Annotated in this window: 12 protein-coding genes and 1 pseudogene; 11 read left to right on the top strand and 2 right to left on the bottom strand. The window is 67.3% G+C overall.

Annotation, left to right across the window (positions count from 1 at the left end; genetic code table 11):
- Positions 1-39 precede the first annotated feature (39 nt).
- Both AMD30_RS01150 and sigK read right to left on the bottom strand, forming a co-directional pair.
- Complete coding sequence (locus AMD30_RS01150) at positions 40-2,277, bottom strand: NADP-dependent isocitrate dehydrogenase (RefSeq protein ID WP_010840799.1); 2,238 nt, start codon at positions 2,275-2,277, stop codon at positions 40-42.
- A gap of 317 nt (positions 2,278-2,594) precedes the next feature.
- Positions 2,595-3,149, bottom strand: a complete 555-nt coding sequence (gene sigK, locus AMD30_RS01145) for an ECF RNA polymerase sigma factor SigK (protein WP_010840798.1) — start codon at positions 3,147-3,149, stop codon at positions 2,595-2,597.
- 254 nt (positions 3,150-3,403) lie between these two features.
- Here sigK and AMD30_RS01140 point away from each other — a divergent pair, with 254 nt between their 5' ends.
- From AMD30_RS01140 to AMD30_RS01100, 11 genes and pseudogenes are all read left to right on the top strand, one after another.
- Complete coding sequence (locus AMD30_RS01140; RefSeq protein WP_010840797.1) at positions 3,404-4,009, top strand: DNA-3-methyladenine glycosylase I; 606 nt, start codon at positions 3,404-3,406, stop codon at positions 4,007-4,009.
- 29 nt (positions 4,010-4,038) lie between these two features.
- Complete coding sequence (locus tag AMD30_RS01135) at positions 4,039-4,785, top strand: maleate cis-trans isomerase family protein (RefSeq protein ID WP_055474444.1); 747 nt, start codon at positions 4,039-4,041, stop codon at positions 4,783-4,785.
- Entirely contained in the window at positions 4,782-5,177 is a 396-nt protein-coding gene (locus AMD30_RS01130; protein ID WP_010840795.1) for a PPOX class F420-dependent oxidoreductase, read from the top strand. Before AMD30_RS01135 ends, AMD30_RS01130 begins: the two co-directional genes overlap by 4 nt.
- 254 nt (positions 5,178-5,431) lie before the next feature.
- Positions 5,432-5,530 (top strand): hypothetical protein, encoded by a 99-nt coding sequence (locus AMD30_RS24425; protein ID WP_010840794.1) that lies wholly within the window; start codon positions 5,432-5,434, stop codon positions 5,528-5,530.
- 3 nt (positions 5,531-5,533) lie between these two features.
- The gene (kdpA, locus tag AMD30_RS01125) at positions 5,534-7,159 is read left to right on the top strand and encodes a potassium-transporting ATPase subunit KdpA (RefSeq protein WP_084817172.1); all 1,626 of its coding nucleotides are present in this window, start codon (positions 5,534-5,536) and stop codon (positions 7,157-7,159) included.
- Between the two features lie 90 nt (positions 7,160-7,249).
- Positions 7,250-7,381, top strand: a pseudogene (locus AMD30_RS25770) (potassium-transporting ATPase subunit KdpA); the annotation flags it as partial.
- Positions 7,378-9,522 (top strand): potassium-transporting ATPase subunit KdpB, encoded by a 2,145-nt coding sequence (kdpB, locus tag AMD30_RS01120; protein ID WP_010840792.1) that lies wholly within the window; start codon positions 7,378-7,380, stop codon positions 9,520-9,522. The pseudogene AMD30_RS25770 and the gene kdpB, both read left to right, overlap by 4 nt.
- Before the next feature lie 4 nt (positions 9,523-9,526).
- A complete protein-coding gene (locus AMD30_RS01115; protein ID WP_010840791.1) occupies positions 9,527-10,162 on the top strand; it encodes a potassium-transporting ATPase subunit C in 636 nt (211 codons plus the stop codon).
- A 19-nt stretch (positions 10,163-10,181) separates the two neighbouring features.
- A complete protein-coding gene (locus AMD30_RS01110; protein WP_010840790.1) occupies positions 10,182-12,731 on the top strand; it encodes a sensor histidine kinase in 2,550 nt (849 codons plus the stop codon).
- Positions 12,728-13,432, top strand: coding sequence for a response regulator (locus tag AMD30_RS01105; RefSeq protein WP_010840789.1), 705 nt, complete (start codon positions 12,728-12,730; stop codon positions 13,430-13,432). The genes AMD30_RS01110 and AMD30_RS01105 overlap by 4 nt, the downstream gene beginning before the upstream one ends.
- Positions 13,433-13,454: 22 nt before the next feature.
- Positions 13,455-14,384, top strand: coding sequence for an aminoglycoside phosphotransferase family protein (locus AMD30_RS01100; protein WP_055474443.1), 930 nt, complete (start codon positions 13,455-13,457; stop codon positions 14,382-14,384).
- The last annotated feature ends 179 nt before the right edge of the window (positions 14,385-14,563 follow it).

The raw sequence follows: 14,563 nt of genomic DNA, 5'->3' as shown, positions 1-14,563 counted from the left end.
GTGTCGTGACAACCTCTCCCGCCCGCGGCGGTACGACGATCAGCGCTGGGCGCTCGCGAGTGCCTCGTTGAACGTCGTGCTCGGACGCATGACGGCGGCGGTCTTGTCCCAGTCGGGGTAGTAGTAACCACCGATGTCGACCTGCTCACCCTGCACCGAGTTGAGCTCCTCGACGATCTTGTCCTCGTTGGCGGCGAGGGTCTCGGCCAGCGAGGCGAAGTGCTTCGCGAGGTCGGAATCCTCGGTCTGCGCGGCGAGTTCCTGCGCCCAGTAGAGCGCGAGGTAGAACTGGCTGCCGCGGTTGTCGAGCTCGCCGGTCTTGCGCGACGGTCCCTTGTCGTTCTCGAGCAGCTTGCCGGTGGCGGTGTCGAGGGCCTTCGCGAGGATGACGGCGCGCTTGTCGTCGAACTTCTTGCCCACGTCCTCCAGGCTCACTGCGAGCGCGAGGAACTCACCGAGCGAATCCCACCGGAGGTGGTTCTCCTCGATGAGCTGCTTGACGTGCTTGGGTGCCGAGCCGCCCGCACCGGTCTCGTAGAGTCCGCCGCCGGCCATCAGCGGGACGATGGACAGCATCTTCGCGCTGGTGCCCAGTTCCAGGATCGGGAACAGGTCGGTGAGGTAGTCGCGCAGGATGTTGCCCGTGGCCGAGATCGTGTCCAGGCCACGGACGACGCGCTCGAGGGTGTACCGCATCGCGCGGACCTGCGACATGATCTGGATGTCGAGGCCCTCGGTGTCGTGGTCGGGCAGGTACTTGTGAACCTTCTTGATCAGCTCGTTCTCGTGCGGGCGGTACGGGTCGAGCCAGAAGAGGACCGGCATCCCGGAATCGCGGCACCGGTTGACGGCCAGCTTGATCCAGTCCTGGATCGGGGCGTCCTTGACGATGCACAGACGCCAGATGTCACCCTCCTCGACGGTCTGGGTCAGCAGCACCTCGCCGGTCTCGAGATCGGTGATGTTGGCGGTGCCGCCCGCGGGGACCTCGAAGGTCTTGTCGTGTGAGCCGTACTCCTCGGCCTTCTGCGCCATCAGGCCGACGTTGGGGACAGTGCCCATCGTGGTGGGGTCGAACTGCCCGTTGGTCTTACAGAAGTTGATCATCTCCTGGTAGATGCGGGAGAAGGTCGACTCCGGGTTGACGGCCTTGGTGTCCTTGAGCCGTCCGTCGGCGCCGTACATCTTGCCGCCGGCGCGGATCATGGCCGGCATCGAGGCGTCGACGATCACGTCGCTGGGGGAGTGGAAGTTGGTGATCCCGCGGGCCGAGTCGACCATCGCCAGCTCGGGGCGATGCTCGTGGCACTTGTGCAGGTCGTCGATGATCTCCTCGCGCTGCGCGCTGGGCAGCGACTCGATCTTGCTGTAGAGATCCGACAGACCGTTGTTGACGTTGACGCCGAGCTCGTCGAAGAGTTCGCCGTGCTTCTCGAACGCCTCGCGGTAGAAGACCTTCACCGCATGCCCGAAGACGATGGGGTGCGAGACCCGCATCATGGTGGCCTTGACGTGCAGCGAGAACATCACGCCGGTCTTGTAGGCGTCCTCGATCTGCTCCTCGTAGAACGCGATCAGGGCCTTCTTGCTCATGAACATGCTGTCGATGACGTCACCGTCGGTCAGCGACACCTCGGGCTTGAGGACGAGGGTCTCGCCGGAGTCGGTGAGCAGCTCCATCTTGACCTTGCGGTCTCCGGAGACGGTCATCGACTTCTCGCCGTGGTAGAAATCGCCTTCACGCATGTGGGCGACGTGGGTGCGCGACGCCATCGACCACTCGCCCATGCTGTGCGGGTGCTTCCGGGCGTACTCCTTGACCGCCTTGGGCGCGCGGCGATCGGAATTGCCCTCGCGCAGAACGGGATTGACCGCGCTGCCCAGGCACTTGGTGTACCGGTCGCGGATCGCGCGTTCTTCGTCGGTCTTCGGGTTGCCGGGGAAGTCGGGGAGGTCGTATCCCTTCTCCTGCAGTTCCTTGATGGCGGCGAGGAGCTGGGGAACCGACGCGCTGATGTTCGGGAGCTTGATGATGTTCGTGTCGGGAGCCTGGGTCAGCTTGCCGAGCTCACCGAGATTGTCGGTGACCTTCTGGTCGTCGGGCAGGAGGTCGGAGAACTCGGCGAGGATGCGAGCCGCGACCGAGATGTCACTCGTCTCGATGGCGATCCCAGCCGCTCCGGCGAACGTACGCACCACCGGCAGAAACGCGTGAGTGGCGAGCATGGGTGCCTCGTCGGTCAGCGTATAGATGATGGTCGGCTGTTCGGCACTCATGCGATGTGTTCTCGATTCTGTCTTGGTTGACGCTGCAGTGTGCGGCCTTGTGGGTCCGGCTTTACCGATATCACGACGGGGATGGACTCGTGTGACATCCACCCATGATTTTGCCTGTCCTCACCGGGCGACGGGAGACGTGGTGGGTGGAATCGGACAGAACGCGTGGTGCTAACGGCTGTGACCTGGCCTGAGTCCCAAATTTTGTGTGGCCGACGACACAGCGGCTCCTGTCCTGGTCCGGACATGAGTCGACCCCACTCGGGTGGCGTGGTCGCCGGCGAGCGGGGTCGGTCGGAACGGTGGAACGGGAGGTGTCAGGCGGCGCGGCCGGGGACGGTCTGCCGGAGCCGGATCAGGCCGTCGCGGATCCGGGACTTGACGGTCGGCAGGGCCACCTCGAGGTGTTCGGCGACCTCCCGGTAGGTGAGTCCGTGGAAGTAGGCGAGTTCGATCGCCTGTCGCTGCAGCGGGGTGAGTGTCTCCAGGCCGGTGTGGATGAGACGGGCGATCTCGCGCCGCTCCACCGACTCGCTGACCTCGTCGATCTCGCGGCCGGTGTCGGCGATGCCGTAGGCGACGGTGCGGCGGGTCGCGGCGGACTCCGACCGGACGCGGTCGACGGCGCGGCGGTGCGCGAGCGTCAGAATCCAGGAGAGTGCCGAACCGGAGGCGGCGTCGTAGGCATCGGCGTTGCGCCAGACCGCGAGGAAGGTTTCCTGCGTTGCCTCTTCGCTGTACCCCGGGTCGCGGAGCACGCGCAGCGTCATGCCGTAGACGCGGTCACAGGTTGCGTCGTAGAACTGCGCGAACGCGTCCATGTCGCCGGTCGCCACCCGGGCGAGGAGGGCGCTCAGATCGGTGTCTTTCATCACGAAGCTCCTTGCCGCAGATGTTGGTGACGCTCTCGGAGTCCGCTCCGGCGATCACTGCCCGGGGTGTCCTGCGATGCGATGTGTCCAACGCTAGGCGGGCCACCGTCGGAAGTGATCATCGCGAGACACAACGGGATGGATTCGCAATGCTTGATAACGGTGAGATAACGGTGGCGATCGAGGCCTCATACCGGCGATGAGCAGGAATGTCGGCGTCGCGGAGTAGCCTCCTCGCGACGAGAGGGACATGCATGCCTGACGACACGATAACGATCGCCGACGGCCGGGCGCGCTGCTCGTGGGCGGCGCGCGAGCCGGAGACCACCTACCACGACACGGAGTGGGGTTTCCCGGTCGCGGGCGACACGGCGTTGTTCGAACGCGTCTGCCTCGAAGGTTTCCAGTCAGGGCTGAGCTGGCGGACCATCCTGATGAAGCGGGACAACTTCCGTGCGGCGTTCGCCGGATTCGACATCGAGCAGGTGGCACGGTTCACCGATGCCGACGTCGCCCGGCTGCTCGGCGACGCCGGCATCATCCGGCACCGCGGCAAGATCGAGGCGTCGATCAACAATGCACGACGCGCCGTCGAACTCATCGATGAGCACGGGTCGTTGGAGTCGTACTTCTGGGGTCACGCGCCGAGCGGGGACCATGTGCCGGGCTCGATGACGACCTCGCCCGAGTCGGTCGCGCTGTCGAAGGACTTGAAGAAACGCGGCTGGCGGTTCGTCGGTCCGACGACGATGTTCGCCCTCATGCAGGCGACGGGGATGGTGAACGACCACGCATACGGCTGCGTGATCCGTGCGGAGGTGGACGCGGCGCTGCGGGACGCGCACCCACAGAAATTGTAGACAATCCGACAATGTGTCATCATCCCTGCATGACGGCCCAGATCGGCATCGGGATGGTGTGTCCGTTCGACATGGCTCTCGATCGTGAGCTGTGGCGATGGATGCCGGATTCGGTGTCGTTGTATTTCACCCGCACCGGCTTCATCGACGCGCCGGTCGACGTCGAACTGTGTCGCGACCTGAACAATCACGCCGAGATCGCCGCTGCGGTGCGAGCCGTGTCTTCGGTTCGACCGCGTGCGTTCGGCTACGCCTGTGCGTCGGGCAGCTTCGTCTACGGGATGGCCGGTGCGCTCGAGATCTCGAACTGCATGGTCGCGGCCGGTGCCGACCGGGCGGTGACGACCTCCGAGGCATTGATCCGCGCACTCGACGCGCTGGACATCGGCACGCTCTCCGTCGCCACCCCGTACACCGCGGCTCTCACCGGATTGCTGTGTGACTTCCTCGCCGAGTCCGGCCGGAGCGTCGTGGCGCAGGCCGGACTCGGTCGAGACCACGAGATCTGGACGATCCCGTACCACGTGACCGCCGATCTCATCCGGGCCGCGGACCATCCCGACGCCGATGCCATCTTCGTGTCCTGCACCAACCTGTGGACCTACGACATCCTCGCCGGCCTCGAAGCCGAGCTCGGCAAGCCGGTCCTGTCGGCGAACCAGGTCACCGCCTGGGCGACCCTCCGCGACGCCGGGGTTCTCGGAGAATTCACCAGGCCCGCAGGCTCGTCGAGCGGCCATGCGCAGGCACTGTTTGCCCGTAGCATTGCCGCATGACCTCGAGCGCGGCGACATTCGGCGAAGCAGGCACCGCCAAGTACGTGAACCTGACGACCTACCGCAAGGACGGAACCCCGGTGACGTCCCCGTTGTGGGCGGCGCTCGACGGCGACCGCCTGGTCATGTGGACCGTCGCGGACTCGTGGAAGGTCAAGCGTCTACGGCGCGACCCCCGTGTGATCGTGCAGGCCTGTGATGTGCGGGGTAACAAGACTTTCGGTGCACCGGTCAGCGGTACCGCCGAGGTGCTCGACGAGGCCGGCAGCGACCGCGTGAAGCAGGCGATCGCTCGCAAGTACGGACTCCTCGGCAAGATCAGCATCTTCGGCAGCAAGATCCGCCGCGGCAAGCACGGCAGCGTCGGGATCGTGATCACACCGGTTGCGTAGAACTCCACGACCGGGCGGGACAAACGCGTCGTCAACGCGGCGTCAATAATCCTGAGCATCGCGTATGGAATGCGTTAAGGACTCTCCCGCGGACCCTGGGGCTGCGTGATCCTTCGATGAGGCCACCGAACGGGTGGATGTCGAAGTGATCGGAGAGTGACTCTCGTGGCGGACCTCGTCTACGTGCTGCTGGCGGTCGCGGGGTTCGCCCTGTGTGTGCTGGCCGTGCGTGCTCTCGATGTCAGGACCAAGTCGTGACCGCCGACGGGGTGATCAACGTCGTGCTGCTGGCGCTCGCGGCCGCGACGGTCCTGTTCCTCCTCGGTGCACTCGTGTTCCCGGAGAGGTTCTGATCGGTGAACACAACTGTTGCCGGGCTGCTCCAGGTGGCCGCGCTCGTGACGATCCTTGCCGTGGCATACATCCCGTTGGGCGACTACATGGCACGCGTGTACGCCGGTGGTAAGGACCTACGTGTCGAGCGCGTCCTCTACCGGATGGCGCGCGTGGACCCCAGCCGAGAACAGACTTCGACGGGATACGCCCTGGCGGTACTGGGCTTCTCGTTGATCTCGTTCCTCGTCGTCTACCTTCTGCAGCGTCTCCAGGGGGTCCTGCCGTGGTCCGACGGCAAACCGGGCGTGTCCCCGTCGATGGCGTTCAACACCGCGATCTCCTTTGTGAGCAACACCAATTGGCAGTCCTTCTCGCCCGAAGTGGTGATGAGCAACCTGACGCAGATGATCGGGTTCGCCGTCCAGAACTTCGTCTCTGCGGCGGTGGGCATGGCGGTCGCGATGGCGGTCATCCGCGGCATCATGAGCCGACGCGGAACCGGTGAGATCGGGAACTTCTGGGTGGATCTCGTGCGTGGGTCGATCCGAATTCTGTTGCCGCTCAGTCTCGTCCTGGCGACACTGCTGATCACCCAGGGTCTGGTGCAGTCCTGGCACTCCGGATTCGGCTGGACCACCCTCGACGGAGCCGATGCGCGGAGCGTGGTCGGCCCGTTCGCCTCCCAGGAGGCCATCAAGGAACTCGGCACCAACGGTGGTGGCACCCTGTCGGCGAACTCGGCGCACCCGTTCTCGAACCCCACGCCGCTGTCGAACCTCCTGGAGATCGTCGCACTCCTGCTGATCCCGGTCTGCCTGACGCGCACGTACGGGACGCTGGTCGGCGACCGGCGGCAGGGCCTGGCGTTGCTCGCCGTGATGGCCGTGATCTGGTCGCTGATGCTCACGCTCGTGTGGGTCTTCGAGACCCGCACCGCCGGAAGCGCTTCCGCGGCCGCCGGGGCCATGATGGAAGGCAAGGAGGTCCGATTCGGAATTCCCGGATCGGCGCTGTTCGCGGTCTCGACCACCGGCACGTCGACCGGCGCGGTGAACTCCGCGCACGACAGCTTCTCCGCGGTAGGCGGCGGCGCCGTCCTGTGGAACATGCTTCTCGGCGAGGTCGCGCCCGGCGGGGTGGGATCGGGTCTGTACGGCATCCTCGTGATGGCGATGATCACCGTCTTCGTCGGCGGTCTGCTCGTCGGACGCTCGCCGGTCTTCCTCGGCAAGCGCATCGGGCAGCACGAGATCACGATGGCCGCGCTGTACGTGCTGGTGATGCCGGCACTGGTGCTGACCGGGGCCGGGATCTCCATGATCCTGGGTTCGACGACCGACGCGCAGGGCAACAGCGGGGATCCGGGCAGCCCGGGTTCGATCCACGGGTTCAGCGAGGTCCTCTACGCGTATGCCTCGGCAGCCAACAACAACGGCAGCGCCTTCGGCGGCCTCACGGCGACCGGTGACTGGTTCCAGGCCTCCCTCGGCATCGCGATGCTCCTGGGCCGATTCCTGCCCATCGTGCTCGTGCTCGCGCTTGCCGGCCTCCTGGCACGCCAGACCCCACGCGGCGGTGGCACGAGCACCGGTACCGCCTCGCCCGTTGCCGTTTCGCCCGTTGCTGTTTCGCCCGTTGCTGTTTAGCCCGTCGCCGGTGCCGTGAACAGCGACGACCCAACGACAACCGCAGTCCTGCCTGCCCCCGCAGGCACCGCCCCGAATGCCGTGGAGCCGGACACGCGTTCGACGCTGCCCACCTCCGGGTTCCTGTTCGGATTCCTTCTGGCCGCGACCATCGTGCTCGTCGCCGGACTCACCTTCTTCCCGGCCATGGCGCTGGGACCGATCGCCGAGGCACTGCTGTGACCACTCAACTCATCTCGACCGACGAACCCGCGAAGCGGCGCGTCGAGGACTCCGACGAAGCGGGATCGGCGCTGGTGTCGAGAGGAGCCTTCGACGTCCGCTCCCTGGTGACGTCGATGCCGCTGGCCCTACGGAAACTCGACCCGCGAGATCAGGCCCGGAATCCGGTGATGTTCGTCGTGTTCCTCGGAGCCGTCGTCACCACCGTGCTAGCGGTGGTGCGTCCGTCCTGGTTCAGCTGGACCGTTGCCGCCTGGCTGTGGTTCACCGTCCTGTTCGCCAACCTCGCCGAGGCCGTCGCGGAGGGGCGTGGACGGGCGCAGGCCGACAGTCTGCGGAAGGTCAAGCGCGACACGGTCGCCCGCCGGCTATGTGCCGACGACGATGTCGCCGGCACCGGGACGACCGAGGAGGTCGCCGGGAGCGACCTGCGGATCGGCGACCTCGTCGTGGTCGAGGCCGGCGAGATCATCGCCGGTGACGGTGACGTCGTGGACGGGATCGCCACCGTGGACGAGTCGGCGATCACCGGCGAGTCGGCGCCGGTCGTCCGCGAGTCCGGTGGGGACCGATCGGCGGTCACCGGTGGAACCGTGGTGCTCTCCGACCGCATCGTCGTCCGGATCACCACCACCCCGGGAGAGACCTTTGTCGACCGGATGATCGCGCTCGTCGAGGGGGCGGCCCGCAAGAAGACCCCCAACGAGATCGCTCTCGACATCCTGTTGACGAGCCTCACGGTGATCTTCCTGCTCGCAGTGGTGGCCGTCGCGCCGATGCAGGAGTACGCCGGACAGTCGCCCGACCCGGTGAAGCTGATCGCGTTGCTCGTGTGCCTCATACCGACGACCATCGGCGCCCTGCTCAGCTCGATCGGCATCGCCGGCATGGATCGTCTGGTGCAGCGCAACGTACTGGCCATGTCGGGGCGCGCGGTCGAGGCCGCCGGCGACATCGACACCCTGCTGATGGACAAGACCGGGACGATCACCTACGGCAACCGTCGAGCCACCGACCTGTACCCGGCGCCGGGAGTCCCCGTCGACGAACTGGCGCGGGTCGCCCACCGATGCAGCCTCGCCGACGACACACCCGAGGGACGCAGCATCGTCGACCTCTGCCGGTCGGCGTACGGGATCGCGCCGGACGGGGGAGTGAGCTCGGACCGAGCACACGACACGATCGTCCCGTTCACCGCCCAGACCCGGATGAGCGGGGTGGACTCGCCGACCGACGGCATCCTCGTCGAGTACCGCAAAGGCGCCGCCGATGCGGTCACCCGATGGGTCACGGCCGGGGAGGGGACGGTCGACGACACCGTCGCCGCCGACGTGGAACGGGTGTCGTCGGCGGGTGGGACACCGCTGGTGGTCGGCGTTCGCGCCGCCGGGGAACCGGCCGAGGTCATGGGTGTGATCGCCCTGTCCGATGTGGTGAAGCCGGGAATGACAACACGTTTCGCGCAGCTGCGCGCGATGGGCATCCGCACCGTGATGGTCACCGGCGACAATCCGCTCACCGCCCGGGCCATCGCGACCGAGGCCGGCGTCGACGATTTCGTCGCCGAGGCCACGCCCGAGCAGAAGCTCGACCTCATCCGCTCCGAGCAGGCCGCCGGGCGCCTGGTCGCGATGACCGGTGACGGCACCAACGACGCGCCCGCACTCGCGCAGGCCGATGTGGGGCTGGCGATGAACACGGGGACGTCGGCGGCCAAGGAAGCCGGCAACATGGTGGACCTCGACTCCGATCCGACGAAACTCATCGAGGTCGTCGGCATCGGCAAGCAGTTACTCATCACCCGGGGTGCCCTGACGACGTTCTCCCTGGCCAACGATCTCGCGAAGTACTTCGCGATCCTCCCCGCGATGTTCACCGCCGTCTATCCGCAGCTCGACGCCCTCAACATCATGGGCCTGCATTCGGCGCAGTCGGCCATCGTCTCGGCGGTGATCTTCAATGCGCTGATCATCGTGGCACTGATCCCGCTGTCGTTGCGCGGGGTGCGCTACCGGCCGGACTCGGCGTCGAAGTTGTTGGGCCGCAACCTACTCCTGTACGGGGTCGGCGGGGTCATCACCCCGTTCGTCGGCATCTGGCTGATCGATCTCGTCGTTCGACTACTTCCGGGAATGGGATGACTCCATGAACACGATCTGGTCCGGCTTCGTCCGGCAATGTGTCGCCGCCGCAGGCATGATCCTGGGTCTCACGCTGATCCTGGGGGTCGCCTATCCCGCTGCGGTGTGGGCGATCTCGCGCGTGAACACCGACGGCGCGGAGGGCTCGCAGGTCTCCGACGCCGCGGGCTGTCGCGTCGGGTCCACGCTGATCGGTGTCGATCCCCGGGTCGAACCGGGTGCGCCCGACCCGTACCTGCATGCCCGGGTCCTGGGTGCTCCGGGCGAGCCGATGGCGACCGGCGACCCGTCGGCGTCGGCGGCGTCCAACCAGGGGCCCAACAGCGAGGTCCTGCTGACGAACGTCACCGCGCGTCGAGCGCTGATCGCAGAGCGGGAGAAGGTGGCGCCGTCCGCGGTGCCCGCCGACGCGGTGACCGGGTCGGGATCGGGACTCGACCCGCACATCAGTCCCGAATACGCCGAGCTACAGGTTGCCCGGCTGGCCCGCGAGAACCGTCGTACGCCGGCCGACATCCGGGGAATCATCGACGCCTCCACGCAGGGCAGGCAGTGGGGGTTCCTCGGTCAGCCCCGCGTGAACGTCCTCGAGGTGAACCTGGCGCTGGGGCACGCACCGGCCGAATGTCGGGCCCCGTGACCGAGGCTAGAATCGATCGATGAGCTCTGCGGCCGGACACCCCGAGGGACGGGGCAAGCTGCGAGTGTTCCTCGGTTGCGCGCCCGGCGTGGGGAAGACCTACGAGATGCTCGCGCAAGCCCGAACCCTCGTCGACGAGGGAACGGATGTCGTGATCGGCGTCGTCGAATCCCACGGCCGGGTGGCCACCGCCGCTCTCGTCGAGGGTTTGGAGACGATCCCGCGCATCAGCCGGTCGTACCGCGGGACGCCACTGGAGGACATGGACCTCGACGCGGTGCTGGCGCGCCGGCCGGAGGTGGCGCTCGTCGACGAACTCGCCCACACCAATATCCCCGGGTCTCGAAATCGCAAGCGGTGGGAGGACATCGAGGAACTGCTCGGCGCCGGCATCGACGTCTACTCGACGATCAACATCCAGCACCTGGCGAGCCTGAACGACGTCGTCGCGCAGATCACCGGCGTGGTGCAACGGGAGACCGTGCCCGACGACATCGTGCGCGGTGCCGACGAGATCGAACTCGTCGACATCGATCCACAAGCGTTGCGGCAGCGCCTGTCCGCGGGCAAGGTCTACCCGGGCGGACGGGTGGACGGCGCCCTCGCCAACTACTTCCGGCAGGGCAACCTCACCGCGCTACGCGAGCTCGCGCTGCTGTGGCTGGCCGACCAGGTCGACGACAAGCTCGCGGATTACCGTGCGGCACATTCCATCACCGAGACATGGGAAGCGCGTGAGCGGGTCGTCGTCGCCGTCACCGGTGGCGCCGAATCGCCGACGCTGCTCCGACGCGCGAGCCGGATCGCATCGCGTTCGAGCGCGGAACTGCTGGCCGTCCACGTGGTCCGGGGCGACGGGTTGACCGGTGTGGGGGTCGACCTCGCCGCGCTCAAAGAGCTCGCCGCGGGATTCGGGGCACGGATTCACACCGTCGTCGGCGACGACATCCCGGACACGTTGTTGGAGTTCGCACGCGGGGTCAACGCCACCCAACTCGTCCTCGGCACCTCACGGCGACCGAGGTGGCAGCGGATCTTCGACGAGGGTGTCGGGGCGGCGGTGGTCAGCGACAGCGGCCGCATCGACGTGCACATGGTGACCCACGACGAGACGTCACGACGGTCGCGCCTGGACATCCGGGACACCCGTTTCCACCGGCCGTTGAGCTGGCTCTTCGCCGTGCTGGTGCCCGCGGGCGTCACCGGTGTGCTGCAGCTGCTCGACCCGTGGCTCGGGTTCGCCAGCCAGTCGGCGTTGTACTTCGTTGCGGTGCTGGCGGTGTCGATGCTGGGCGGAATCCTGCCGGCAGCCCTGTCGGCGGTGATCTCGGGTCTGCTGCTGAACTTCTTCTTCACCGATCCGAGGTTCACGTTCACGATCAGCCAGCCCGACAACCTGATCACCATCCTGGTCATGCTGATGATCGCGATCGCGGTTGCCGCGCTGGTCGATTCGGCGACGGTACGCCGGGCGCAGGCGCAGGACGCCGCGCGCGAGGCCGAACTGCTGGCGCTGTTCTCCAGCGTCGTGCTCGGCGGCGCCGACGTCCCGGTTCTCCTGGAGCGGTTCCGGGAGACCTACGATCAGTCCGCGGTGTCGGTCGTGCGGCGGACCTCACGCGCCGGCCGCGTGGTCGAGGCCGCCGTCGGCGAGTCGCCTCCGGTGTCGCCGGAAGACGCCGACACCGTCTGCGTCGTGCCGGGTGAGAAGTTCGAACTGCTCTTGCGCGGACCGAAGCTCGGCGCGCGGGACCGGCGCGTCCTGGCAGCCGTGGCCGGGCAGGCCGCGGGCGCGGTACAACGGCACGCGCTGGAAGCAGAGGCGGCGACGGCCGAAGCCCTCGCGCGCACCGACGAGCTTCGGCGGGCACTGTTGTCAGCGGTCGGCCACGACCTCCGGACACCACTGGCCGCGGCGAAGGCCGCGGTGTCGAGTCTGCGCAGTGACGATGTCACGTTCAGTCCCGAGGACACCGCGGAACTGCTGGCGACCGTCGACGAGTCGGTCGACCACCTCACCTCGCTGGTGGGTAACCTGCTGGATTCATCGCGGCTCGCCGCGGGTGCGGTTCGGCCGCACCGGCAGCGGACCTTTCTTCCCGAGGTCGTCCACCGCGCCGCCGCGGCCGTGGCCCGAACCGACCGGGAGCCGGCCCTGACCTTCGATCTCGGTCACGCCTGGGCGTACACCGATCCCGGGTTGCTCGAGCGTGCCCTGGCGAACCTCATCGACAACGCGCGCCGTCACGGCGGTGGGCATGTGGAGGTCACCGCTCGGTTGACCCCCGCCGACCCGCCACGATGCGAGATCCGGGTCATCGACCACGGACCAGGGCTCCCGGTCGTGGACCGCGACCAGATCTTCGCGGCGTTCCACCAGGGCGGCGACACCAGCGGTGCGTCGTCGGGGGTGGGTCTGGGGCTGTCGGTGGCACAGGGGTTCGTCACGGCCATCGGGGGAGTGCTCGGCGTCGAGGACACGCCGGGCGGCGGCGCCACGATGGTCGTCGACCTGCCCGCGACCGACGACCTCGACGTCCCCGCCGAGACGGCAGGACCGGTCCGATGAGCACGGACAAGACACGCGTCCTGGTCGTCGACGACGAACCGCAGTTGTTGCGGGCCCTGCGCATCAACCTCAACGCGCGTGGCTTCGCGGTGACGACCGCCGCCACCGGCGCGGCCGCGCTGGCGGCAGCGGCTCGGGAGAACCCGCATGTGGTCGTGCTCGACCTGGGACTGCCCGACATCGACGGTCTGACGGTTCTCGAGGGACTGCGCGGATGGACGACGGTTCCGGTCATCGTCCTGTCGGCGCGGACCGATGCCGCCGACAAGGTGGTGGCCCTGGATTCCGGGGCCGACGACTATGTCACCAAACCCTTCGGTATGGAGGAGTTCCTGGCCCGGCTGCGAGCCGCTCTCCGGCGCGGTGCCGCGTCGCACGCGACGTCGGAGTCGCCGGTGGTGGACGCGGGCGCGTTCGTCGTCGACCTCGCCGCCAAACAGGTGACGCGCGGGCAGGCGTCGGTCCATCTCACACCGACGGAATGGGGCATCCTGGAGCTGCTGGTACGCAACGAGGGAAAGCTGGTGTCGCAGAGCGACATCCTGAGCGCGGTCTGGGGTCCGGGATATCTCGGGCAGAGCAACTACCTGCGCGTCTATCTGGCGAGTCTGCGGCGCAAGCTCGAAGAGGATCCGGCGCATCCTCGCCATCTCATCACCGAGGCGGGAATGGGTTACCGGTTCGTTCGCGGGGCGCCGTGATCGGCGATGCCGGAGTGTCCCGATGATCACCGCGTCGGAGATCCCGGACGGACTGTCGGAGCAGGCCGCGCTCGGTCCGCTCTGGGCGGACTGGCTGCGGCGACTTCCGGGTGCCGTCTCGGCGCTCCTGGACGAGTGGGGTCTGCGCCGTGACGGCGAGGAGTTGTGGCACGGTTTCGAGTCGCTCGTGGTTCCGGTGATCGATCGGCACGGCACGCCCGCGGTCCTCAAGGTGGCGTTCGACGGTGACGACGAAGGCGCGCAAGAAGCACTGGGACTGCACCATTGGCAGGGTCGTGGGGCGGTACGCATGCTCCGCGCCGATCCCCGTCGCCGCGCACTGCTCCTCGAACGTCTCTCGCAGCGTGACCTGACGACCGTCGACGACGACGAGGCCTGCCTGGTGGTGGCTGATCTGTACGGCCGGCTGCACATTCCGGCACCGGGCCGACTCACTCCGCTCACCGCGCATCTGGAGCGATGGCTGGGCGATCTGGCCAGTATCCCGCGGGACGCGCCGGTGCCGAGGCGCTTCGTCGAACAAGCGCTGTCTCTCGGACGAGACCTGCTGGCCGACAATGCGACCGTGGGTGTCATCGTGCACGGCGACCTGCACCATGAGAACGTCCTCGCCGATGCCGACGGGCGGTGGGTCGCCATCGACCCCAGCCCGATGTCGGGTGACGCACACTACGAACTCGCCCCGATGCTGTGGAATCGTCTGGGCTCGCGCGCGTCCGACGTGCGCTACGACATCCGTCGGCGGTTCTACACCATCACCGACGCGGCCGACCTCGATCAGGATCGTGCACGCGACTGGGTCATCGTACGGATGATCCTCAACGCGCACTGGGCCATCGTGGATGCCGAACGCGCGGCGCGCCCCCTTCGCCCGACCGACCGCGAATGGATCACCACCTGCGTCACCGTTGCCAAAGCGGTGATCGACTGACCTGCGCCCGATTTCGTCGACTGTGCGTCCGATTTCGTTGACTGTGCGTCGGATCGCGTCGACTGTGCATCTGTTTCCGTCGGCTGTGCATCTGTTTCCGTCGGCTGTGCGTGTGATCCGGTCGACTGTGCATGCTTTCGCACAGGGATCTCGCACAGGGGCCGCTGCACGACTGGTTT

The organism is Gordonia sp. HS-NH1 (assembly GCF_001418765.1).
Taxonomy (GTDB): domain Bacteria; phylum Actinomycetota; class Actinomycetes; order Mycobacteriales; family Mycobacteriaceae; genus Gordonia.
This window is presented reverse-complemented; position numbering and strand designations above follow the sequence as displayed.

What these genes read in the sequence shown, in the direction of transcription:
- AMD30_RS01150 (WP_010840799.1), bottom strand. Translation starts at nt 2,277, where the DNA reads ATGAGTGCCGAACAGCCGACCATCATCTATACGCTGACCGACGAGGCA.
- AMD30_RS01115 (WP_010840791.1), top strand. Translation starts at nt 9,527, where the DNA reads ATGAACACGATCTGGTCCGGCTTCGTCCGGCAATGTGTCGCCGCCGCA.
- AMD30_RS01135 (WP_055474444.1), top strand. Translation starts at nt 4,039, where the DNA reads ATGACGGCCCAGATCGGCATCGGGATGGTGTGTCCGTTCGACATGGCT.
- sigK (WP_010840798.1), bottom strand. Translation starts at nt 3,149, where the DNA reads ATGAAAGACACCGATCTGAGCGCCCTCCTCGCCCGGGTGGCGACCGGC.
- AMD30_RS01100 (WP_055474443.1), top strand. Translation starts at nt 13,455, where the DNA reads ATGATCACCGCGTCGGAGATCCCGGACGGACTGTCGGAGCAGGCCGCG.
- AMD30_RS01105 (WP_010840789.1), top strand. Translation starts at nt 12,728, where the DNA reads ATGAGCACGGACAAGACACGCGTCCTGGTCGTCGACGACGAACCGCAG.
- AMD30_RS01130 (WP_010840795.1), top strand. Translation starts at nt 4,782, where the DNA reads ATGACCTCGAGCGCGGCGACATTCGGCGAAGCAGGCACCGCCAAGTAC.
- AMD30_RS01140 (WP_010840797.1), top strand. Translation starts at nt 3,404, where the DNA reads ATGCCTGACGACACGATAACGATCGCCGACGGCCGGGCGCGCTGCTCG.
- AMD30_RS01110 (WP_010840790.1), top strand. Translation starts at nt 10,182, where the DNA reads ATGAGCTCTGCGGCCGGACACCCCGAGGGACGGGGCAAGCTGCGAGTG.